A 21638-nucleotide genomic window follows, 5' to 3' on the forward strand; every position below is an offset into this window, starting at 1 on the left:
GATTGGGCTGGGACGGTACCTACAACGGACAGCCACTGCCAGCAACGGATTATTGGTTTACTCTCGATTACGAGGAAGAAGGAATTAGAAAAGAATTTAAAGCACATTTTTCATTAAAACGTTAACCCTGATGAATTTCAAAAAAGGATATTTAGTATTATTATTGTTCATATCACAAATTTCATTTTCGCAAGAAGGTATTGCAGTTTATACAGATTATTTATCAGATAACTATTATTTGATACATCCATCAATGGCAGGTGCCGCAAATTGTGCCAAAGTTAGAGTTACGGCTCGTCAACAATGGTTTGGTGATGATAAAGCCCCAGCATTGCAAACTGCCAGTTTTAATGGTAGCTTAGGAGAACAATCTGGAGGGGGAATTATATTGTTTAATGACAGGAATGGTTATCACTCGCAAAAAGGTGTAAAATTGACTTATGCTCACCATATTATGTTTTCCAGATCAGATGTTGATTTGAATCAATTGTCTTTTGGTATGAGTGTTGGTTTGGTTCAAAGTGAATTAGACCAGAGTGAATTTGAAGAATTTGACCCAATTGTTGATGGAAGAATTCAAAAGGATTCTTATTTCAATGTAGACATCGGAGCATCTTATAACTATTTAGAGTTTTATACTCATTTGACCTTGAAAAATGCTTTGGAGTCAAGGAGAGATATCTATACAGACGTAGAACCTGATAACTTGAGAAAATTATTGTTTAGTGCTGGGTATGTTTTTGGAGATAGTGATCGTTTGCAATGGGAACCTTCGTTTTTGTTTCAATACACAGATGAAACTAAAGAAAAATCTATTGATTTGAATTTAAAAGTCTATAAGGATTTAGAATTTGGTAAGCTTTGGGGAGGTTTCTCTTATAGAAGAAGTTTTGAAGCTACACAGTATGAAGATAACGGAAGTGTTAATAAGCAAAATTTACAGTATTTGACGCCTATTGTAGGTCTTAACTACAAAAATCTAGTATTTGCTTATCAGTACTCACATTTGTTAGGAGATATACAGTATGCGGGTGGTTTTCATCAATTTACATTAGGAATCAATCTTTTCTGTAAGAGAGAGAAATGGGATTGTAACTGTCCTGCTATTAATTAATTTTAGTGTTGAAATAATCAAAAGTCCCGATAGTATCGGGACTTTTTTTTAAAAATAAATTTATGGTGATTAAAAGTGTAAACGGGAAGAGTCCATCTATCCCAGAAGATTGTTTTGTGGCAGAAAATGCCACCATTGTTGGAGAAGTTTCTTTTGGTGCAAATTGCAGTGTTTGGTTCAATGCAGTGATTAGGGGAGATGTGCATTTTATAAAAATAGGTGATAAAGTAAATATCCAAGACGGTGCAATAATCCATTGTACCTATCAAAAACATCCAACGATTATTGGGAATAATGTTTCTATCGGTCATAATGCCATCGTGCATGGATGCACAGTAAAGGATAATGTATTGATAGGAATGGGAGCTATAGTTATGGATAATTGTGTTATTGAAAGTAACTCAATTATTGCGGCAGGTGCAGTGATAACTCAAAATACTGTTGTCGAGTCGGGAAGTATATATGCTGGCGTTCCTGCCAAGAAAGTTAAAGATATTGACCAATCAGACTTTGCAGGAGAGATAGAAAGGATTTCAAATAATTATGTAATGTATTCTAGCTGGTTTAAGTAGTTAGAAATCTTTTTGTTGAATAGTGTATTTGTTGTTTAAGATTTCTGACAAAACCTTAGAATCAGTATTTGTGTAAAATTGTGTACTAACATTTTTTGAATTACTAAAGCCAACCTTTTCATTCAAAATATTTTGAGTTTGTTTAGCGACTGCTTCACCAGAATCGATGATCTTAATGTGCGGAGGTAGAATCTTCTTTATCTGTGGTATAAGATAGGGATAATGACTACATCCTAAAACAAGATAATCTATATTGGCTTCAATCATTGGATTTAAGTAGGATTTAAGCAGCTCAAACATTTCTGTAGAGTTGGTGTCTCCATTTTCAATTAATTGAACTAAACCGTGTCCAATTTGCTCTATAATGGTCGTATCTTGATAAAGTTCAACAGCTTTATTGAACAGTTCACTGTTTAAAGTTCCTTTTGTGGCAAGAATACCAATGATTTGTGTCTTAGAATTATTTACAGCAGGTTTAATAGCTGGTTCTATTCCGATAAAGGGAGTGTCATATTTAGCGCGCAATACTTTTATTGCATTTGTTGTAGCGGTGTTGCACGCAACCACAATTAGTTTTGAATTATGGTTTAATAAATATTCCGTATTCTTTATACTTAATTCAATTATCTCTTCCTTCGACTTCTGCCCATAAGGTGCATTTTTACTATCAGCTAGGTAAATAGTGCTTTCGTTAGGTAGTAATTCATGTATTTTGGTCCAAATAGAAGTACCGCCAATTCCGGAGTCAAAAAGGCCAATAGGATTATTATTTGTCATAAAAACAAATATAAAAAAAACTGCCCAATCAAATAAATGATTGGACAGTTTTTATATATGAATGTTTTTTTAGAATCCTAAATCTTTTTTTACATCAGCTGTAAGATCAGTTCCATCGGCTAAAATAAAGCTTGCAATGTCACCAACATATTGGAATCCTTTTGCCTTACCTACTTTTTCAATAGAAGCTTTAATTTTAGATTGTATTGGTTTCATCAAATCCATTTGCTTTTGTTGCAATTCTTTTTGAGCGTTTTGACCATACTCTTGGATTCTTTTTTCCATATCCTCCACTTCTTTTGAACGTTCCTTGTTTATTACATCAGTTACTTGTTCAGCCTCAGCAGCATATTTTTGATATTTAGCCTGAAGTTCGTTTCTAAGTGTTGTGAATTCAGCTTCATAAGTTTGGCTTAATTTTTCAATTTGCTTTTGTGCATCAATAACAGCAGGCATTTTTGTCATTAGCTCTTCTACATTAACGTGGGCTATTTTTGTTTGAGCGTTAACTTGGTTTGCTCCAAAAAATAAAACTGCAGCAAGTAGTAAAGTTTTCAATTGTTTCATCATTTTAAATATTAATTAATTTTATTTGTTATTTGTTCTCTTCTGTTTTCTTTTCAGTTTCTTTTTGATCCTCTTTTGCTTTTTTAGCGGCTTCTCTATCGGCTAGTACTTTCGCTTTTTTATCGGCGATTGCTTTTTTTCGTTCTTCTAGTTCTTTCGCTTTAGCATCTGCGGCCGCTTTTCTAGCATTTTGTTTATCTACAGCTGGTGTTTCTGCTTGTGCAGAATCAGAGGCAGTTATTTTTTGCTTTTCTTCAGGTTTTGATGCAGCATCGTTGGCCTTTTTTTCTTCTTCTGTTTTTGGTTGTGCTGGCTTTTTGCCGTTTTTCTCATCAATTTGCTGTTGCCTTTTGGCTAAGGCAGCTTCTCTCTTTTCTTGAGTGGCTAATTTTCTTTCTTCCACTAATCGTTCTCTTTCGGCTTTTCTTTCAGCATTAAGTTTTTCTCTTGCTGCTTTCTTGTCATCCAAAGCTTTTTGTCTTTGTGCCAAGTCAGAATTTTGATCTTGTAAATCTTCTTGGTATTCTTTTATTTCTTCTTCCTTGAGTTCTTTTTTGCTCAATTGACCTCTTTTAGAACTTCTTGTCAAACTTCTGATAACTGCATCACTAATGTCAAATCTTTTTGCAGCGAAAAGCACTGTTAAGTCTGAGGATTTATCTAATACGAAATCATATTTTTTTTGTTCGGCTATATCCTGTACCGCTGTAAAAACTTGGTCCTGGATTGGTTTTACCATAACGGCTTTTTGAACAATTAAATCTCCATTTGGTCCAAATCTTTTTTCTTGAAAGGCAGTCAATTCGCCTTCTTGAAAGAGAATTTCTTCTTCACGTTCTTCAATGAGTTCTTTAGTTAAAAGGACTCTTTCGGTTTTTAAAGATTCTTTTAATTTAGTGATTTCATTTTTCTTTACTTCTATTTCTTGTTTCCATTTTTGAGCTTTTTGCTCTAACTGATTTTTTGCTTCAGTAAAATCGGGAACATTTTGCAAGATATATTCCATGTCAATATATCCTATACGAATACCTCTTGCAGTTTGTGCATTAGCTGTGAATGCTACAGTAATTAATAATAGTACTAAAAAATGCTTTTTCATAACGTTAACAGTATTAGAAAATATCGTGCCAAAATCATTAGAATTGTTGCCCGATAATGAAATGCGTTTCCCATCCATTCTTTTGAGTTGCTCCTGGAAGTGCATCAAATCCGTGTGCAAAATCAATACCTAGAAGACCAAATGCCGGCATAAATACTCTCAAACCAAATCCAGCAGAACGTTGCAGTTGAAAAGGATTGTAGTTTTTAAAACCTGTATAGGCCGCCCCAGCTTCAACAAATGTCAATACATAGATTGAGGCTTGCTGTTTCAAAGTTAATGGATATCTAAGTTCTAACGAAAATTTATTGTAAATTGTTGCACCGTCCTGTGTATTTTGTCCAGTATTTGGATTATAATTATAAGGCGTTAGCGATTGATTTGGATATCCTCTCAATTGTATCACTTCTCTTCCATCTAAGGCAAAATTTGCAAGACCATCTCCTCCAAGGAAGAATCTTTCAAACGGTACATCTCCTCTTTGGCTGTTATAATTTCCAAGGTAACCGAACTCTACTAAAGAACGGAGTACTAATTTCTCATAAAGTTTTGTATAAACATCGCCTTTCAGTTTAACCTTATAATATTCCAGCCAGTTAAACTTTTTCTGATCTACTTTCGATTGATCAGCGGCAGCTTCTTGATAGGTGTCAACTTTGTAGTAAATCGTAGATCTTACACCATTTGCTCCAACAACTTCTTCGCTTCCTAAATAATCACCAACCCTTACAGTTCTGTCATTTTTATCGTTGAATTCTGAAGTGCTTCTTAGTTTGTATTCTTCTTTATCGCCAAGGTTATTGTAGTCAATATTGTTCCATAATGAATAAGGAGGTGTGATTTTAGCAGTTATGCTAAATTCAGAACCGTACATTGGGAAAATTGGATTTGTACCTTTGTTATTACGGGATAATCCAACTGTGTAGGCAAAGTTTCTTGAAGAACCGTTTCCAAACGTAAACAATCCTGTGTTGTAGTTGTTCAAATCATAGTATTGGAAACTCAACGCTTGTGATAATGTAAATGAGTCATCTGGAACACTCAATCTTTTTGCCAATCCAACAGAAAGCGAAATGATATTGAAACTTCTGCTTCTGTCAACGCTATTGGTGCTGAAATTGTTTAGGAATTGCTTACTGTAGGACAATGAAGTACTGAAACTTACTGGTTTTTTACCTCCAAACCATGGTTCAGAAAATGATAAACTGTAGGTTTGGAAATAGCTACTTCCTTGCAAACGAAGCGCTACTTTCTGACCATCTCCCATTGGAAGCGGTTGATAGGCGTCTTTGTTGAAAATATTTCTTGCAGAAAAGTTGTTGAACGATAGTCCAAGTGTCCCGATAAAACCTCCACCACCGTAACCACCCTGTAGTTCAATTTGGCTGGATCCTTTTTCTACCAGTTGCCATTCGATATCGACTGTTCCTGCAGCAGGATCAACATTTTTAAAGGCTGGGTTGATTGCTTCAGGATCAAAGAATCCCATTGCTCCAATTTCACGAATTGATCGGATTAAATCTTCTTTGCTGTATTTTTGACCTGGTTTTGTTCTAAGTTCACGATAGATTACTTCATCGTTAGTTTTGTCATTTCCAGTAACAGTAATTTTATTGAAATAAGCCAGAGGTCCTTCTAAAATTCTAATTTCAAAATCTATTGTATCGTTTACAGTTCGAACTTCGACAGCATTGATTTGTGAAAATAAATAACCATTATTTTGGTATAAATTTGTAATGTCGTCACCATCAGGTTTTGTTTTGTCGGCTATTCTTTTTTCCAGAAGAACACCATTGTAGACATCTCCTTTTTTAATACCTAACATTGTGTTCAATCCCCTGTCAGTATAAATAGTATTTCCTAAGAATTTAATATCTCCAAAATAGTATTTTTTCCCTTCTTCAAGATTGATTTTTATAGCAAGTTTGTTTTTTTCTTTATCATAAGTGATTGAATCAGAGATGATCCTTGCGTCACGATATCCTTTTTCTTTGTATTTTTCGATAACGCTAACCAAATCTTCTTCATACTTTTCCTTGATGAATTTAGATCTTTTTAGAACACGGATAAAATTGATTTGCTTGGTGTTTTTCATTGCATTTCGCAATTTACGATCAGTAAATTTTTCGTTTCCAGTAAAATCAATTGATGAAATTTTTACCTTCTTGCCTTTATCGATGGTAACAAGCATTTTAACTTCATTTCCTGAAGTTGTATCGGGTATTGTTGTAATGTTTACTTTAGTATTGAAAAAACCATCCTTTTTGTATTTATTTTCAATATAGTTTTTTGTAGTAGTAACTAAGTTTTCGTTGACAATTTTACCTTTTGTAAGGCTGTTGTCTTTGATCAGCGCTTCGGTTTTAGATTTTTTTACTCCTGTAATTTTTACCTCGCTTAGTTTTGGAAGTTCATTGATGTTCAACTCTAAAAAAATACTGTCGCCTTCAATTTTATTTACATAGAAATCAATATCGCTAAAAAGGCCAAGCTTTCCTAATTTTTTAATGGCATTGCTAATCTCTTCTCCTGGAACGGTTATTCTTTGTCCTTTTTCAAGGCCAGTAAAGGTAACAACAGTTTGTTGATTGTAGCTTATTTTTCCAGTTACATTAATATCTGCAAGAATGTAGGGTGTTCCCTGATCAAAAGGAACTCTATCTTGAGCTATTGTTTGAGAAATACTTCCAAAAAATATTATCGTGAAGAAGAATTGTATGCTTTTATTTAACACTAAAAAATTATTTAATTTGTTCACTAGTTTTTCCGAATCTGCGTTCTCTTTTTTGATAACTAAGGATAGCCTCATATAAATGTTGTTCTGTAAAATCTGGCCAAAGAACATCTGTAAAATATAATTCTGCATAAGCTATTTGCCAAAGCAGGAAATTACTGATTCTATGCTCGCCACTGGTTCTTATTAATAAATCTACATCCGGTAAATTTTGCGTGTAAAGATGCTGATTAATAATTGATTCGTCAATAGCGTCAATTGAAATTATATTATTTTTAACTTTACTACTTATGTTTTTAATTGCCGAAAGAAGTTCCTCCCTTGAACCATAGCTTAATGCAAGGGTTAAGGTCATTCTGGTGTTGTCTTTTGTTTTGTTAATTACTTCTAAAAGTTCCTTTTGAACACTTTTTGGAAGCGTTTCAAAATTACCAATTGTATTGAGTTTTATGTTGTTATCGACAAGTGTTTTCAATTCATTTTTCAATGAACTGATTAGGAGTTTCATTAAAGTGTCAACTTCCAGTTTCGGGCGGTTCCAGTTTTCAGTGGAAAAAGCGTATAAAGTAAGATTTTCAATTCCTAATCGGGCACAACATTCAACAGTTGTTCTAACTGATTTTGTTCCATTTTCATGGCCAAAAGCCCTCAAGAAACCTTGTTTTTTTGCCCAACGTCCATTGCCGTCCATGATTATGGCAAGATGTTTGGGTAAATTATCTTTGTTTATGTTGTCTAGTAAATTCATTTTTTAATCACAGTAGCAGGGCTTGTTTCCAAATGTGTATGTCAAGGTAAATCCTGAAACGATATACCAATCATTACTGTTTATATTTCCGAATCTTAAATCTTTTAAATCATCGTTTTTAGGAAAACTTCCGTCAATGTCATCAGCAAAAGTATACCTCGGGCTGATTTCAAAACCTAAAACCAAATGCGGTGTTATATTCGATTTTACACCAACCGCCATAGGAATTGAAAATGTTCCATGGCTAGAATCCTTTCTGGCATCTGCGCTTGTTCCATCATCAACTACATACAATCCGTTGTAATGGGTGTAATTCAAACCTAAAAATACATAAGGCGTTATCTGTCTTTCCAGGTCGTGCAAATTGAAATCAAAAAAATTAAATTCAAGGCCTAAAGATACTTCTTTTATGGTATTCTCAAAGTCATAATCGCGTTGTTTTCGTCGTTCATCTTTTGAGTTTTCATCATCACCGGTAAGTTTTACATTTGTAATAGATGCTCTCCAAGAATGTCTCGGACTCTTATTCCACTTATAAATCAATCCGTAAGCAAATTCATTCGGCTTCAGGTAAGTCATTGAGCCAACATCGCCTACAAAATTGCTACCGCCTGCAAAAACACCAATTTCGTGTATTTGGGCATTAGTAGCTGTAAGGCTTAGAAGGCAAATTAATGTCAAAAAGAGTCTATTCATCGGTTTAAAAATAGCGTGCAAATATAACAAATCTGACTACTAAATGGTTAACTATTTAGTATTTATGATGAATTATATTAAAACGGGTTATTATTATGTAAATTATTTATCCAATCAAAGGAATAACAAACGATAATAAAGTGCTTTGTAGTATAAACAAGCGGTAGAATATATTTTTAATTTCTTTTGTCTTCGCCCCAAAGAAGTTTGTTTCGAAGCGTTTTTAGAAAAGTTTCTTCTGGAATTTCGACCATATTGATTTGAAAAGGAGTTTTCTTGATGGTCAAGATTGCTTCGTTGTTTATAGAGGTGATTCTTGAATCCAAAGAAACCAGATATTGGTCCTCTCTGCCTGAAACTTTCAGTCGGATTTCAGTATTGTCAGGGATAACTAAAGGTCTTGCATTTAAATTATGAGGAGCAATAGGAGTGATGACCAAACTTTTTACATCTGGAGTAAGAATTGGTCCTCCACAACTTAAGGAATAGCCCGTAGATCCTGTTGGCGTGGCAATAATTAATCCATCTGCCCAATAGGAATTCAGAAACTCCCCGTTAAGATAAGTTTCGATTGTGATCATCGAGGTGGTGTCTTTTCGGCTTACTGAAATTTCATTCATCGCAAAATTGATGTCCTGGATGTCTTTGTTTTTTGGAGAGATAATCAAGCTTAGCAATGTCCTTTTGGAGATGCTATATTTTTTATCAATCACCAATTGAAGGAAAGCTTCGATGTTTTCCTTTTGTACCGATGCAAGGAAGCCCAATCTACCTGCGTTAATCCCTAAAATAGGAACACCAGATTTTCGAACCAAAGTCGCGGCCCTCAATATAGTTCCATCGCCACCAATACTCAACAAAAGATCAAAACTCGAATTAAGCTCCTTATGAGATTTAAACGTTTTGTACTCTTTTTTAACCAGCGCTTTTTCATAGAGCATCGCTAAGAAGTTTTCCTCAATCACCATTTCAATATTATTCTGATTGAAAAAAACAAAAATGTCCCTAATGATAGGTTCCGTGCTGTTCTGGTAATATTGTCCGTAAATGGCGACTTTCATTTTTGATGTTTATTTGGTTATCCGTTTATTTGTTTAGTCGAATTAACGAATCAACAAATTGGCGAAACAACTCATTACATATTAAGGTATTTGTCCAAGTAATCAGAACGCTCCTTCAAGCTGGTAAGGTAATTGTCTTCTTGATGTTCGGAAATGATTTCATAGCCGTATCTTCTAAAAGTCTGGATGATTTCGTTCATGCCTCCAAGGCCAATTTTTACGGTAATTTGAACCGAATGCAAGTCGGTGTTTGAGATAAAAGCGCCTAAAAGTTTTCCTCCGTTGCTTTCTACAATTTGCGCAACTTGCGACATGGAATAATCAGAAATCGTTTTTTCTACTACCAGAATTCCTCCTTGTTCTTTCAGAAAAGGTGTTTCGTTGAAAAATTTGATGACGTCGGTGATTTCATAATAGCCTACATATTTATTGTCGTCATTCAAAACGGGAACAATATTGGTATGGTTTCTTGCAAAAACTTCCATCAGGTCGAGCCAAATCATATTTGTTCGGGCATAAAAACCTTCAAGTGTGTAACGGTAGTGGGTTATTTTTTTATCAGAATCGAAAGTTTCAGCATCTTCAGAAGCAATGCTCCCGATGTAGATATTTTCTTCAACAACGGGAAAATGCGAGAAATTTACTTCTGCAAAAAAATCCTGAACATTGTCAATTGTTTCCTGACTGTCCAGCGCTTTAAAATCGTTGTTGATGTAATCTTTAATTTCTGTCATATAATCGTGTGGATAATCGATTGCAAAATAATCAAAATTTAGCATAAAACACCTTGTTTAACTTTGTATTTTTGCATCATAGAATCCCGTTAACATTCACAAAAAGTATTCCAATGACAAAATTAAGTGTAAACATCAATAAAATTGCCACATTGCGTAATGCCCGTGGCGGAAACGTGCCCGATTTGTTGCAGGTTGCAAAGGATATTCAGCAATTTGGAGGACAAGGAATCACGATTCATCCACGTCCGGATGAGCGTCATATCCGTTACCAGGATGCAAGGGATTTGAAGCCAATCGTTTACACGGAATACAATATCGAAGGAAATCCGCAACATAATTTCATCGATTTGGTTTTGGAATGCAAGCCTACACAAGTGACATTGGTTCCCGATGCGATTGGTGCCATTACGTCATCTGCAGGTTGGGACACCATTTCGCATAAAGCATATTTGACAGAAGTGGTGCAGGAATTTCAACGAAATGATATTCGTGTTTCCATATTCGTCGACCCAATTCTGAAAATGATTGAAGGTGCAAAAGAAGTAGGAACCGACAGGATTGAACTTTACACCGAAGCTTTCGCACATCAATACGGTTTAGGAAATAAAGACGGAATTCTGCCTTATATAGAAGCTTCGAACTTGGCAAATGATTTAGGTTTGGGAATCAATGCCGGACACGATTTGAGTTTGGATAACATTCAATTCTTCAAGCAAAACATCCCAAATCTGTTAGAAGTTTCAATAGGTCATGCCTTGATTTCAGAATCAATTTATCTTGGTTTGGAGAATGTAGTGAATATGTATTTGAACAAATTAAAATAATAGCTGAAGATTTTTGCTGTAAATCAGCAATCTAAAATCTAAAACCAGCAATCTAAAATCTTTAAAAATGTTGTATTCAAAAATAGAAGGAGAAGGAAAGCCATTCATCATCATGCACGGTTTCTTGGGAATGTCTGATAACTGGAAAACATTAGGAACACAATTTGCATCCGAAGGCTACCAAGTGCACATGCTGGATTTGAGAAACCACGGACGTAGTTTTCATTCGGATGAATTTAATTATAAGGCAATGGTGCAAGATGTTTACGAATATTGCATAGAAAATAAGCTCGAAACGGTTGACATGCTCGGACATTCGATGGGTGGAAAAGTGGCGATGTTTTTTGGAATGCAATACCCGGAAAAGATAGACAAATTAATTGTAGCCGATATCGGTCCGAAGTATTACCGACCACATCATCAGGATATTTTGGCAGGATTGAATGCCGTCGATTTTTCTCAAAAACCAGAACGTTCGGAAGTGGAAGAAATCCTAAAAGGGCATGTCGATGATTTCGGTACACGACAATTTTTGATGAAAAGCCTTTATTGGAAAGAACCAGGACAACTGGCGTTCCGATTCAATCTGGAAGTTTTCAATCTGGAAATTGAAAATATCGGCGAAGCTTTAAACGAAGAAGCAGTTTTTGACAAGCCAACATTATTTATAAAAGGCGGAAATTCAAATTATATAAAAGAAGAAGATTACGATTCGATAAAACGTCAGTTTCCAGAAGCAAAAATTGAAGTAATCGAAAATGCAGGACATTGGCTTCATGCCGAAAATCCGAAAGAATTTTATCAAAAGACGATCAGTTTCTTAAAACAATAAAAAAGTCCTTTCAGTTATGAAAGGACTTTTTGTTTAAAGCTAATATTTTTATTGTTTTGAAAATTTCAAAGTTGATGTCGAACCTGAATTGTCCACAGCGTTCAATAAATAAATTCCTGAAGACAATGCAGAAACATCTAAATTCAGATTGTCAGAAAGTGAAACTTTTCTAGCCATCACCACTTTTCCTGTCATATCGAAAATTTTGATTTCATTTAAATTCTTTCCTGAAACAGTAATCAAACCTGTCGTTGGATTCGGATAAACCATCAGGTTTTTGTTTGAGGTGAAATGATCGGTGCTCAGGACTGTTTCGGAGTATTTGAAAATGCCACCGGTTGTTGAATTTATTGTAAAGCCTCCTCCAAATCCAAGGCTTGCGTCTTTGAATTTTAAAGTCGTTACTTGAGTTCCAGACATTACTTCTGTCCATGTCGATCCATTATCCGTACTGTAAGCTGTATAAGAAGTACTTGAATTTGGTGTCGTTCCTACGGAAACTACGGCATCCGTTCCTGGGATATATTCAATATTCCGGTTTCCAATATTTCCTGTAAATGTTTTAGCAGTCCAAGTTGTTCCTCCATTTGATGTTGAATACAAGGTTCCATTTGAACCGTAGAGCAGTCCTTTGTTGATGTCCGAAAAAGAGTAACTTCCACGAACGGTCCCTCCAAAATCAGTAATCGGAGATTGGGTTGCAGTCCAATTCAAACCTTGATTGGTCGATTTGTAAAGTCTTCCTTTGTTGGTTCCAAACCAAATGGTATTCCCAACAACGTCATAATTTACCGCATATCCATATTCACCTGCTAATGGCGCTGTGATGTTGGTGCTAGGAACTCTTGTCCAAGTAGTTCCTCCGTCGGTTGTGGTGTAAATTTCAAAATACCCTCCAGAAGGATCGCCTTGTGTGATGCCATTGTTTTCATCCCAGAAATAAACGAAGTTAGTGTAGGAATCGGGAGTGTCAAACAGAGCAGTAGTTTGTTTGGTCCAAGTGGTTCCACCATCGGCAGTTTTCCAAACACCACCGGAACCTGTCGGACTCGGAACAGCCGTAATCCAAGCAGTTGTGGCAGAAACCGCAGTAATAGAGGAAATGTTCAATGTGCTTTGACCTGTTCCCAGATTGATTGTTCCCGATGTCCAAGTATTTCCACTATCGGTACTTCTGGTAAATTGTCTTACGTTTTGAGGTGTATTGCTCGCTCCGTCATAGGCTTTTGCCCAAATAACATTGTCATCCACAATCGAGATGTCGTCAACACCACGATTTACTTGGCTGAAACCTGTTGCTTTAGAGGTCCAAAATTGCGCATGAGCACTAAAACAAGTTATGCTCAATATAATGAGTAATGTTTTTTTCATAAAAGGATGCTTAGGGTTTTAATAATCAAAAGTATGAAATTTTTAATTGCTTTGTGTTTAAGTTTCTGTCAAGTTTTTTATATTTGAGTATATAAAAACAGAAAAAAGATGGGTTTGATTATTAGAATTTTAGTTACCGCGATCCTTGTAATGTTGATTGCGAATTTTATGCCGGGCGTTACCGTTGATAGTTTTATGACTTCTGTGGTAGTGGCAATTGTCTTGGGTTTGCTGAATTTATTCGTAAAACCGATTCTTGTTTTGTTTACACTACCAGTAACAGTTATAACATTAGGATTGTTTCTGTTGGTGATAAACGCCGCAATAATAATGTTGTGTTCTAAGCTTGTAACCGGTTTTGGAATTGACGGTTTCTGGACAGCCTTGTTTTTTAGCATCATTTTATCGATTCTTCAATCGTTGACATTTGCTTTTACGGATAAAGACTGATAATTAAAGTGAACATTGTTAATTCTTTGACCCTAAAATCCGCAGGTCTCCCTTTAAACGAGTTTAAAACCCTTGCCAAGCAAGGGTTTTAATTTTTTTGATTTTGCCTTAATGGAAGAAACAAGAAAAAATGCTTAAAAAAGGGCTAAAAAAGTAACGACAAAACGCACGTTCCCCTGTAATTTTGAATCACTCAAAAATTCGGGTATAGTCTTTCCCTGTAAATAGGCGTAATTTGCCCTTCTTAGTCCAAAAAGAGCTTACCGTTATAAAGTGGAAAATGAAGTTTTTTAACCTGAAATTGCCCTCTACGAAGTCAACTTTCTCGCTGAAGGTATTTCTTAGATGTGTATAGATTATCTTGGAAATTGCCCCGATAATCATAAAGAATGTGTTCTCATTCAAGAATGAAAAAGGAAGCCTCTTCCAGTTAAAGTTGTTTTTTAAGTCATCGAAGTTTCGCTCGATTGCTCCGCGCTTATTGTAGAATTCTATTACTTCCAGAGGTGTCATCTCCCAATTGTTTGTTACGATTGCATAGTAAACAGGCTCGCCACTATCGTCGTAGATTCTCTTCACAATCAATCGATAGGTAGGGTAGTCTTTGTATATTGCAGGAGTGCTTACGAAAGGGATGTACTCTATCTCAGAATATTCATAACTGAATCCATTGGTTTTGCCAGCTTGCCAGTTCTTCGCATATCTTATGTCGTCGACAAGGGCTGTACTGCTCCTAACACGTACGAAGAAGTCGATTCCCTTGGAATCCATAAGTCCAAGTACATCTCTCTGGTATGCGGCCGAATCGCTCCTGAAGCGTTTCACCCTGATGCCTTTCTCTTCGAGCAAGTCAAGGCAACGTTCAAGGGTGTCTTTCATTTTGTACTGGGCTGAGCTGTTCCCATTTCTTCCTTCTATGTATACAGGCGTCTCTCCCATAAAGGCAACACCCGGCTGATAGCCTTTGTATTTTTCATACGTCCATTCCGTATCGTATTTTTCGGTCTCTATGATAACATTGTCATAATCCAATGTGCCGTTTAAATCTGACCCAAGTTTTTTGGCGATATCCAGCATCATGCCGTTGGTTTTCCTGTCAATGCAGAATTCATGCTTGATTCCCTTATGTGAAAAAACATCTTTTTTCTGGGAGGCAAGCTTGCGGAATATACCCGATATCCTGTCAGGAGAAGGATTTGCCAGATTTGGGATGCCTTCAAGGTGCGATTTCATCTGCACGGCATCCTCCAGTCTTTCTGCCCCGCAGAGATTTGAATATATCCAATACAGTATGATGTCGCTAAATGAATAAGTGGACTGCTTGGGTCTTAACCCAAGTTTGTCATCAATCAAATCGGAAATCTTTTTCCTTTTCAATTCATTGATTACGAAATTGATGCCTCCGAAAGGATTGATTTTCTTCTCCGAAAGGATTATCTTGTCAGACGACTAAAAATTCTTGCTTGGTATTAATTTTTTTCATAATTTTACCTTATTAAAATAAAATAGTGGAGCATATCGGTATCGAACCGATTTACTTAAAGTTGTCCGACCTCAGTAATCTCCTGAATGCCCCTCTGTATGAATTAAAGGAACTCTGCAAAGTTCCTTTTTTTTATGCCCTTTTTTTATCAAAACATATATCCCTGTATTGGGATGCCGTTCACGAACCACTCTGGCATTCCGTAATGGTATCCGGCCACATGTTCAATCTTGTATCTTATCATTTCTTCTTTGTCTACCATTCTGTTCATTGTTAGTCTTAGTATTGCTATCTGGTCTTTTATGTTTCCACCTTCTTGTATATTGATTTCCCTTGCGACGTACGAAACCGGCAACAGCTTCTTGTGTTTTTGCAACACCCATTTTACTTTGTCTTTGAAACTAGATGCCATATTATATTTCTTGGTTTTAGGAGGATTTAAAACCTCAATCCTTCGGGTCACCTTGTCGAGCTCGGTCATCAGTTCCAGTTTCTGCTTGTAGTATCCTTCAAGAGCCTTCTCAATGAGAATGGGCTTTTCCTTTTCTATAACCTCTACAGCCTTCGTTATCGAATCATACGACTGCTTTAGTGATTCCAACTCTTCGCTGAATTGCGTTGTTTTATCTTTCATTATAAAAACGTATCATTATTTTGATATGTAAATGTAATGATTAAATTTAAATGAAAATGAAAAAGCAGGAAAAATATCTTAAAGAAATTTTTTAGAAAAGATTTAGTTTATGAAAACTACTTTGGGGGTAAATTCGAACGTTTCAATACGGCTATTTGAAATCCCGACATGTAGTACCAGTAATTGTACATGAAAAATTTTTAATAGTAGATAGTCATATTAGATTGCACAAAAATTCAAATCAAGAAAGAAGTTATTGATAGCAATCCCGAGGGTATTAAGCGTGACAGAAGCTGTTTACGGAGATATTAATCTGATAATAACATCTTCAAAACTATTGAGCAATCATGATAAAAAGTGATTTGGGGCTTAACTACAATAGGAAACTTATATAGAAATGGCATAACTGTTGATTATGAATATTGCATTGCGTTTAATCATGTTCTTAAACAACGTGTTGGTATAGAAAAAAATGATGCAAATGTCGATACTATAGATATAAGTGATTGAAATGATAGCGCATATATTGTACCTTAATGGTACATTTGCACTAATAATACCAGCCACGCTTCCCTCGACCAGCGCACCTAGGCTGGTTTTCGATTTTTATGAAATATACCAAACCCTCAGTAAGTATACCAAATCAAATTGCTACGCTTAAAGCGAGGGGTTTAATTTTTACCAATGAGCAAAGTGCGGAAAATTATCTTTCTCATATAAGTTATTATAGATTAAGGGCTTATACATATCCTTTTCAAGATAATTCTGACCCTGCTCATCCTTTTACTTCGCAAGTTACTTTTGAACAAATTATACAGTTGTATGTTTTTGACAGAAAGCTACGTCTGCTGATTTTTGATGCAATAGAAAAAGTTGAGATTGCAATGAGAACTCAAATAATTTATCATTTTTCAATAAAACATGGAGCTTTCTGGCATATTAACGCTGCTCTTTATCATGATAGCATGAGGTTTGCTAATCAATTGACATCTTTGCAAACGGAAATCAACAGAAGTAAGGAAACTTTTATTGATCATTATAAAAATACATATACTACTCCATCAGACCCCCCTTGCTGGATGGCTTTAGAAGTAAGTAGCATGGGTTTGCTTTCACAGATTTTTCAAAATTTAAGACATAGTGAAGAAAAGAAAACTATAGCTAGGCATTTTGGGATAACAGATGTTCGTATTTTTGAAAATTGGATGTTTTGTTTTTGTAACCTTCGAAATATATGCGCTCATCATGGACGCGTTTGGAATAGGCGTCTTGTTAAAATAACTATTCCTTATAATACTAGAAATGAATTTATTAACAATTTGAATGTATATCCAAATAAACTATATGCTACCCTAGCTTGTCTAAGTTATATACTAAACATTATTAGTCCTCAAAACGATTTCAAACAACGACTAAAAGACATTATCGGTAATTGTCCAATGCTACAAGAACATGAAATGGGTTTTCCACTTAATTGGGAAGAAGATGCGTTCTGGTCATAATAAATTTTGGCAGGCATAAGTTGTTTACGCCAAATTTCTTTGAAACAGCAAATCTTATTATATTTGGATATAACCCCATTTCCAAATATTTATGTCAAATACCGAAATACTAAACGCGTAACTTACCAAGGCAAGACAGAAAAGCCAAGAAATCAAAGAAAAAACAGACCTATACTGTCTGAAGTACAAAAATCATCAAGATTTGGAATTTCTATTAAGGGATGAAATCCAGATGGAGATTGAGGACTTTCAATCCGAATTCAACATGTCTTCCCCACAATCCATTATGGGAAGCATAGAGGCAAGGATTTGCTTTGCAGAGACCTATGACATCTATCTTGATTTGGCCAGATATCCCCGCGAGATATTGGCTGGGCATTTAAGTAAAAAAAGCATTTAGTTCAACTAAAGGCTTTTTTTTTATAAAATGGCATAACTGTGATATGGAGCAGCATCTAGCTATGTCGCTATTGCTTTAAAATTTTCGTGCTTATGGTCTTTTCAACATTTGAAATCTTCACTATATAAGTTCCTGTTGTCAATGAACCCAAATCAATTTCCTTGGTTCCAAAAAGACTTCCTGATAAGACTTTCTGCCCAAGTATGTTGAATATCTTGAACTCTTCAAACACCTCATTGGAATCTATGAATATTTTAGAGCTGGTGGGGTTTGGATAGACCTTGAAATCAGCAATTACATTTTCATCAACGGATAGGTTGTTTTGCAGGGAAAAAATATAATCATACAAATAACTTGTAGCCGTAGGTTCCGCAAAAAATTCAAGATAATATTGTCCTGCCGGCAATGAAATCGGGATAATATTGTTTTATGTGCTTGTGATTTGTATTATATCATCAATCTGGGTATAATCAGAATCCAGCAATCTAACATTTATGCCGTTGGGCAGGCTTGTATTTACCTGAAGATTTAGCTGACTGTCTTCGTTCAAGACAAAAGTATAATTATCAAAATCATATAAATACCCTCCAACTGGCTGATTTGTAATAAATCCTTTGTATTGATTATTTCCCTCGATTCCGTATGCCAGCCAATGCTCATTTGGTTCATCCAATGCCTGCATATTCTGAAATATTTGTTTTGGTAAATCAGAATGTATCTGAGTGATTGCACTTGTTGTGTACACAAACTCGTTTTTAGGCCAAGGAAGCTCGTAAAATTCACTTAGGTTGGCATTTTCATATCGGACTATTCCATCTCCAAGAAATTGGCCTTGGAACAAGACACAGTCAGTGCAATTGCCTATGATATATGAATAATCTACATTATCAAATAAGTCCCTTTGGTTTAATCCAACAATATTACTTCCATCATTATTGACCCCGTTACAATTTATGTCATTATTGTAAAAGCCAGAACCTATGTTTGAAATGCTTTCAATACCCCCATAGAGATAGACACCTGCTACATTTGTGCTCATTTCTTTTTTCAAATCTCTATAGGCTTCCGATGATGAATTGATAAATGTTGCTAGTTGGAAATTTATTCCTGTAAATCCTCCATGTGGAGTTCCCGTTGTTGCCAACTTAGCGACATGATGATACCCGTCATTTTGCCAATTTGTTTCATTCTGAAGGTATTCCCTTGAAGCAAGGCCACCCATGCTATGGCCCATCAAAACAACCTTATTGCGACCAGTGATATTCAGAATCATTTCTATTGCTTTTTTCAGGGCCACCCCCTGCTTAGTTATTGATGCCTCATTACTCAGAACATCGTTATTTGGAGAAAATGGCTCAGACGGATATAATTGACCTTGATTATTGATGTCAAAATTTATCATGTAAAAGTCTCCGTTTGTAATGGGTTGAATATTGTAGACAGCTATGTCGGCTCCTGATGCAGGATACATAATTGTGTTTGATGTGGAGTTATTTCCATTATAATTCAGACAAAAATCTATCTGGCCTCCATAGGATAGCTGACTATTAATTAAATGGCTTTTCATATCATTCCATGTTTTTGAATTTGAATTCAATCCGTGTACGAAAATGATTGGATAAGGAAGTTTCTGGGAATGGCAGATGTTTGCCAACATAGTAAGCAAAACAACAAACGTAATTTTTTTCATGATTTGTTTTTGGTGACCCCCGTTCCAAGAAGTGCTTTAGAGTTAGGTTAAACCAAAAGCGTGGAACTAAACTCAAAATCTTCTGACAAGGTACCGCCAAGCACCCAAAACATAGATATGAGAAAGCCCACGCCATAGCGCGGCGGTCACTCATTAATCTTATGTTTTTTCTGAAGTTTTGGCGGTTTCTGTCAAAAAGATTAATAGCTTACGCTAATGATATGTAGAAATAATATTTATCTGTTCATCTTATGTTTTTAGTTGAAACAAATCTAATGATTTTCCGTATGCTGTAAAACAAGTTCTTAGTTTTTAATTGGTATGCTTAGAAGTATTTTAATTCGTAAAGCTGGATTTCCTATCGGACTAAGAGTAGCCAAATGAGGCTATTTATAACTTTGATTTGAATGGTAAAAAGGAGTAAAATTGTTTTTTGGTGTGAAAAATGCAAGGAATTAGAAATACTTTATATATTTTCGCACTATCTTTTAAAAATTGTCAGCCCCGACATAATTTTAAGTATGCCTTTGTATGCTTAAATAATAATGCTACTAAGACTTGGCAATATGGAAATAAAATTTTCAAATACGAAAGAATGTACCGCCTTTGAGCAACTAATGATTAATCCTACTGACAGGAAGGCTATTAAGAATTTTACAAAAAATTATAACCAAACAATTTTAAAGGCTTCGATTAAAGTTTATCAAAAACTAAGTAGTTGTGATAATGCTTTATTATATAATCAAACAACAACTGGTTTAAATAGGATTGAGATTGCTTCAGGGGTTAAAGATAAAAATCCAGTTGTCTTAAAAATCCGTATTCAAGATTCTTACAGGAAGTTCTTTAATTTCTTTGAAACAAACACTTCAGGTATTGAGGATTTGTGTATAGTTAAGAATTGGATTGGTCAATTTAATAAAGTTTCGAAAATATATGTTTTCGATATAAATAAGCATGATTACACAGTAGTGTGATAGACAACCTTATGGAAAAAGTAAATGTAGTTAATCCGATAACATATTTCACCACTGTAGGTGAAGAGATTGAAGAAATTCTTTCTTCAAATGAGATTTCTGTTACTGAATTCAAACAAAAAGTTGATTGGGCAAAAGAAGGATTTAGCACTATTGAAAAAATTTCTAAGCCTCAAGCGAAAGAGGTCGAAACAATTACGGGAGTTGAAAAAATTTCTTCGTATTTGTTAGATTTTCAAGTTAAATACAAAGCGGCAAAAGTTGACAGTATCGAAGTTTTTAAAAAGCATTCTAAAATATACAAAAAAGTTGAACACTTAAGACCATTATTACGGGGTGAATTTACAGATGGAATTGATGCTTTAGAGGACATTGCAAATTTTTTAGATATAGATGAAGAAGCCGAAATATTAGAAAGAGTAAAAGAGAATATTGCATTGTATAAAATTTCAAATTTCACCCCTGACGACTTGAATTTGTATGCGTGGCTTAAAAGAGGTGAATTGGATTTTTACAAAAAGGATTTAGAGGACTATGATAAGAACAAATTTTTAGAGTGGTTAGATAATGGAGAATGGATGAAAAGTTTACGAAATAATTCAAATGTCCATGAATTGCCTCAAATTTTAGAAAAATTTGGTGTAGGTCTCGTATATACACCTTACTTAGATAAGACTGTATTTGGCGCCGTTAGATGGTTTAATAATAAGCCATTAGTGCAAATTTCTGATAAAGGAAAGTGCTTAGCTACTTTTTGGTATACATTATTTCATGAATTTGGACATGTTATCGAGCATGAGAATGATGAAATTTTTGAAGGTCAGGCCGACTTAACAAAATCTGCAATTACTAAAAAAGAAAAAGAAGCAAATGCTTTTGCTTATAAATATCTTTTCAATGGTGATAATTTAAGAAAACATATTTTTGGATTTAGAAATGAGTGGGTTGATGATGGATTTATATATGATAAAGCTAGGAGATTCAATGTCAATCCGATGTTCGTAGCTTTTTGGATGAAGAAGGCAGGGGTACGGCATAGGGATATTCATACATATATACCAAGTTTTCAAATTAACATTTAAATAGAAAAGCCCGTCTAAAATAGACGGGCTTTTCTACATTATGGAATTAAATTATTCTAAAACGTCACTCCAAATTTTGCTGACTACTCCTAATATCGGTATAAAAACTTCTGGGTATCAAATTATTTGCAAAAAAATATAAACGGATTTTTGTAAATGATTATTACATAAATTCCAATGAACACAAGGGGTTAGGTAATATTAAAAAATTTTGACATGACCAAAAAATAGACCTGCGGATTTTAGGTTGACAAGAGAACTTGGTTGGGTTGCAAAAAAAGTATAATT

Annotated in this window: 22 protein-coding genes; 9 read left to right on the top strand and 13 right to left on the bottom strand. The window is 35.0% G+C overall.

The genetic code is table 11. The features are described 5' to 3' along the window. The first annotated feature begins 2 nt into the window (after nt 1–2). The 3 genes from ACI6PS_RS14290 to ACI6PS_RS14300 all read left to right on the top strand — a co-directional run bounded on the left by ACI6PS_RS14290 (nt 3) and on the right by ACI6PS_RS14300 (nt 1686). Entirely contained in the window at nt 3–125 is a 123-nt protein-coding gene (locus tag ACI6PS_RS14290; RefSeq protein WP_421013278.1) for a T9SS type B sorting domain-containing protein, read from the top strand. 5 nt (nt 126–130) lie between these two features. Then, on the top strand, nt 131–1114 hold the full coding sequence (locus ACI6PS_RS14295) for a type IX secretion system membrane protein PorP/SprF (protein ID WP_421013253.1): 984 nt from the start codon (nt 131–133) through the stop codon (nt 1112–1114). A gap of 62 nt (nt 1115–1176) precedes the next feature. Next, complete coding sequence (locus tag ACI6PS_RS14300; protein ID WP_421013254.1) at nt 1177–1686, top strand: gamma carbonic anhydrase family protein; 510 nt, start codon at nt 1177–1179, stop codon at nt 1684–1686. On the opposite strand, the gene murI is transcribed toward ACI6PS_RS14300, so the two are convergent. The 8 genes from murI to ACI6PS_RS14340 form a co-directional block, all read right to left on the bottom strand. Then, on the bottom strand, nt 1687–2463 hold the full coding sequence (murI, locus tag ACI6PS_RS14305) for a glutamate racemase (RefSeq protein ID WP_421013255.1): 777 nt from the start codon (nt 2461–2463) through the stop codon (nt 1687–1689). It lies immediately after the preceding gene. 69 nt (nt 2464–2532) lie between these two features. Continuing rightward, nucleotides 2533–3030: an OmpH family outer membrane protein gene (locus ACI6PS_RS14310; protein ID WP_421013279.1), complete on the bottom strand. Its 498-nt coding sequence runs from the start codon at nt 3028–3030 to the stop codon at nt 2533–2535. Nucleotides 3031–3058: 28 nt separating this feature from the next. After that, nucleotides 3059–4207 (bottom strand): OmpH family outer membrane protein, encoded by a 1149-nt coding sequence (locus ACI6PS_RS14315; RefSeq protein WP_421013256.1) that lies wholly within the window; start codon nt 4205–4207, stop codon nt 3059–3061. Beyond that, the gene (locus ACI6PS_RS14320; protein ID WP_421013257.1) at nt 4167–6938 is read right to left on the bottom strand and encodes a BamA/OMP85 family outer membrane protein; all 2772 of its coding nucleotides are present in this window, start codon (nt 6936–6938) and stop codon (nt 4167–4169) included. The genes ACI6PS_RS14315 and ACI6PS_RS14320 overlap by 41 nt, the downstream gene beginning before the upstream one ends. Continuing rightward, complete coding sequence (locus ACI6PS_RS14325; RefSeq protein ID WP_421013258.1) at nt 6871–7611, bottom strand: isoprenyl transferase; 741 nt, start codon at nt 7609–7611, stop codon at nt 6871–6873. Before ACI6PS_RS14325 ends, ACI6PS_RS14320 begins: the two co-directional genes overlap by 68 nt. Before the next feature lie 3 nt (nt 7612–7614). Next, on the bottom strand, nt 7615–8307 hold the full coding sequence (locus ACI6PS_RS14330) for a DUF6089 family protein (RefSeq protein ID WP_421013259.1): 693 nt from the start codon (nt 8305–8307) through the stop codon (nt 7615–7617). 176 nt (nt 8308–8483) lie between these two features. After that, the gene (locus ACI6PS_RS14335; RefSeq protein ID WP_421013260.1) at nt 8484–9368 is read right to left on the bottom strand and encodes an NAD kinase; all 885 of its coding nucleotides are present in this window, start codon (nt 9366–9368) and stop codon (nt 8484–8486) included. Between the two features lie 74 nt (nt 9369–9442). Beyond that, entirely contained in the window at nt 9443–10102 is a 660-nt protein-coding gene (locus ACI6PS_RS14340) for a CBS domain-containing protein (RefSeq protein ID WP_421013280.1), read from the bottom strand. A gap of 113 nt (nt 10103–10215) precedes the next feature. On the opposite strand from ACI6PS_RS14340, the gene ACI6PS_RS14345 reads away from it, so the two are divergent. Continuing rightward, nucleotides 10216–10929 carry a pyridoxine 5'-phosphate synthase gene (locus ACI6PS_RS14345; RefSeq protein ID WP_421013261.1) on the top strand — a complete coding sequence of 238 codons (714 nt, stop codon included), beginning with the start codon at nt 10216–10218 and terminating at the stop codon, nt 10927–10929. Nucleotides 10930–10996: 67 nt separating this feature from the next. Beyond that, nucleotides 10997–11761: an alpha/beta fold hydrolase gene (locus tag ACI6PS_RS14350; RefSeq protein WP_421013262.1), complete on the top strand. Its 765-nt coding sequence runs from the start codon at nt 10997–10999 to the stop codon at nt 11759–11761. A gap of 48 nt (nt 11762–11809) precedes the next feature. Here ACI6PS_RS14350 and ACI6PS_RS14355 read toward each other — a convergent pair whose 3' ends face one another. Next, the gene (locus ACI6PS_RS14355; RefSeq protein ID WP_421013263.1) at nt 11810–13132 is read right to left on the bottom strand and encodes a T9SS type A sorting domain-containing protein; all 1323 of its coding nucleotides are present in this window, start codon (nt 13130–13132) and stop codon (nt 11810–11812) included. A gap of 108 nt (nt 13133–13240) precedes the next feature. Between ACI6PS_RS14355 and ACI6PS_RS14360 the strand changes: the two genes are divergently transcribed. Next, nucleotides 13241–13582, top strand: a complete 342-nt coding sequence (locus ACI6PS_RS14360; RefSeq protein ID WP_421013264.1) for a phage holin family protein — start codon at nt 13241–13243, stop codon at nt 13580–13582. A 189-nt stretch (nt 13583–13771) separates the two neighbouring features. Here ACI6PS_RS14360 and ACI6PS_RS14365 read toward each other — a convergent pair whose 3' ends face one another. Both ACI6PS_RS14365 and ACI6PS_RS14370 read right to left on the bottom strand, forming a co-directional pair. Next, nucleotides 13772–15019 carry an IS1380 family transposase gene (locus ACI6PS_RS14365; RefSeq protein WP_421013281.1) on the bottom strand — a complete coding sequence of 416 codons (1248 nt, stop codon included), beginning with the start codon at nt 15017–15019 and terminating at the stop codon, nt 13772–13774. A 194-nt stretch (nt 15020–15213) separates the two neighbouring features. Then, nucleotides 15214–15699: a hypothetical protein gene (locus tag ACI6PS_RS14370; RefSeq protein ID WP_421013265.1), complete on the bottom strand. Its 486-nt coding sequence runs from the start codon at nt 15697–15699 to the stop codon at nt 15214–15216. Nucleotides 15700–16307: 608 nt separating this feature from the next. Between ACI6PS_RS14370 and ACI6PS_RS14375 the strand changes: the two genes are divergently transcribed. Beyond that, complete coding sequence (locus ACI6PS_RS14375) at nt 16308–17201, top strand: Abi family protein (RefSeq protein WP_421013266.1); 894 nt, start codon at nt 16308–16310, stop codon at nt 17199–17201. A gap of 467 nt (nt 17202–17668) precedes the next feature. On the opposite strand, the gene ACI6PS_RS14380 is transcribed toward ACI6PS_RS14375, so the two are convergent. Both ACI6PS_RS14380 and ACI6PS_RS14385 read right to left on the bottom strand, forming a co-directional pair. Continuing rightward, nucleotides 17669–18007, bottom strand: coding sequence for a T9SS type A sorting domain-containing protein (locus ACI6PS_RS14380; RefSeq protein WP_421013267.1), 339 nt, complete (start codon nt 18005–18007; stop codon nt 17669–17671). Nucleotides 18008–18028: 21 nt separating this feature from the next. Beyond that, nucleotides 18029–19291, bottom strand: coding sequence for an esterase/lipase family protein (locus ACI6PS_RS14385; protein ID WP_421013268.1), 1263 nt, complete (start codon nt 19289–19291; stop codon nt 18029–18031). 545 nt (nt 19292–19836) lie between these two features. Between ACI6PS_RS14385 and ACI6PS_RS14390 the strand changes: the two genes are divergently transcribed. Beyond that, on the top strand, nt 19837–20268 hold the full coding sequence (locus ACI6PS_RS14390; protein WP_421013269.1) for a hypothetical protein: 432 nt from the start codon (nt 19837–19839) through the stop codon (nt 20266–20268). An 11-nt stretch (nt 20269–20279) separates the two neighbouring features. Beyond that, nucleotides 20280–21350: an ImmA/IrrE family metallo-endopeptidase gene (locus ACI6PS_RS14395; protein ID WP_421013270.1), complete on the top strand. Its 1071-nt coding sequence runs from the start codon at nt 20280–20282 to the stop codon at nt 21348–21350. The last annotated feature ends 288 nt before the right edge of the window (nt 21351–21638 follow it).

This window comes from Flavobacterium sp. PLA-1-15 (genome assembly GCF_049060005.1).
Taxonomy (GTDB): domain Bacteria; phylum Bacteroidota; class Bacteroidia; order Flavobacteriales; family Flavobacteriaceae; genus Flavobacterium.

Coding starts and splice junctions, on each gene's coding strand:
- ACI6PS_RS14310 (WP_421013279.1), bottom strand. CDS start 3,030: ATGAAACAATTGAAAACTTTACTACTTGCTGCAGTTTTATTTTTTGGA.
- murI (WP_421013255.1), bottom strand. CDS start 2,463: ATGACAAATAATAATCCTATTGGCCTTTTTGACTCCGGAATTGGCGGT.
- ACI6PS_RS14315 (WP_421013256.1), bottom strand. CDS start 4,207: ATGGATGGGAAACGCATTTCATTATCGGGCAACAATTCTAATGATTTT.
- ACI6PS_RS14295 (WP_421013253.1), top strand. CDS start 131: ATGAATTTCAAAAAAGGATATTTAGTATTATTATTGTTCATATCACAA.
- ACI6PS_RS14325 (WP_421013258.1), bottom strand. CDS start 7,611: ATGAATTTACTAGACAACATAAACAAAGATAATTTACCCAAACATCTT.
- ACI6PS_RS14355 (WP_421013263.1), bottom strand. CDS start 13,132: ATGAAAAAAACATTACTCATTATATTGAGCATAACTTGTTTTAGTGCT.
- ACI6PS_RS14335 (WP_421013260.1), bottom strand. CDS start 9,368: ATGAAAGTCGCCATTTACGGACAATATTACCAGAACAGCACGGAACCT.
- ACI6PS_RS14340 (WP_421013280.1), bottom strand. CDS start 10,102: ATGACAGAAATTAAAGATTACATCAACAACGATTTTAAAGCGCTGGAC.
- ACI6PS_RS14360 (WP_421013264.1), top strand. CDS start 13,241: ATGGGTTTGATTATTAGAATTTTAGTTACCGCGATCCTTGTAATGTTG.
- ACI6PS_RS14375 (WP_421013266.1), top strand. CDS start 16,308: ATGAAATATACCAAACCCTCAGTAAGTATACCAAATCAAATTGCTACG.
- ACI6PS_RS14370 (WP_421013265.1), bottom strand. CDS start 15,699: ATGAAAGATAAAACAACGCAATTCAGCGAAGAGTTGGAATCACTAAAG.
- ACI6PS_RS14345 (WP_421013261.1), top strand. CDS start 10,216: ATGACAAAATTAAGTGTAAACATCAATAAAATTGCCACATTGCGTAAT.
- ACI6PS_RS14395 (WP_421013270.1), top strand. CDS start 20,280: ATGGAAAAAGTAAATGTAGTTAATCCGATAACATATTTCACCACTGTA.
- ACI6PS_RS14300 (WP_421013254.1), top strand. CDS start 1,177: ATGGTGATTAAAAGTGTAAACGGGAAGAGTCCATCTATCCCAGAAGAT.
- ACI6PS_RS14385 (WP_421013268.1), bottom strand. CDS start 19,291: ATGAAAAAAATTACGTTTGTTGTTTTGCTTACTATGTTGGCAAACATC.
- ACI6PS_RS14320 (WP_421013257.1), bottom strand. CDS start 6,938: ATGAGGCTATCCTTAGTTATCAAAAAAGAGAACGCAGATTCGGAAAAA.
- ACI6PS_RS14330 (WP_421013259.1), bottom strand. CDS start 8,307: ATGAATAGACTCTTTTTGACATTAATTTGCCTTCTAAGCCTTACAGCT.
- ACI6PS_RS14390 (WP_421013269.1), top strand. CDS start 19,837: ATGCTACTAAGACTTGGCAATATGGAAATAAAATTTTCAAATACGAAA.
- ACI6PS_RS14350 (WP_421013262.1), top strand. CDS start 10,997: ATGTTGTATTCAAAAATAGAAGGAGAAGGAAAGCCATTCATCATCATG.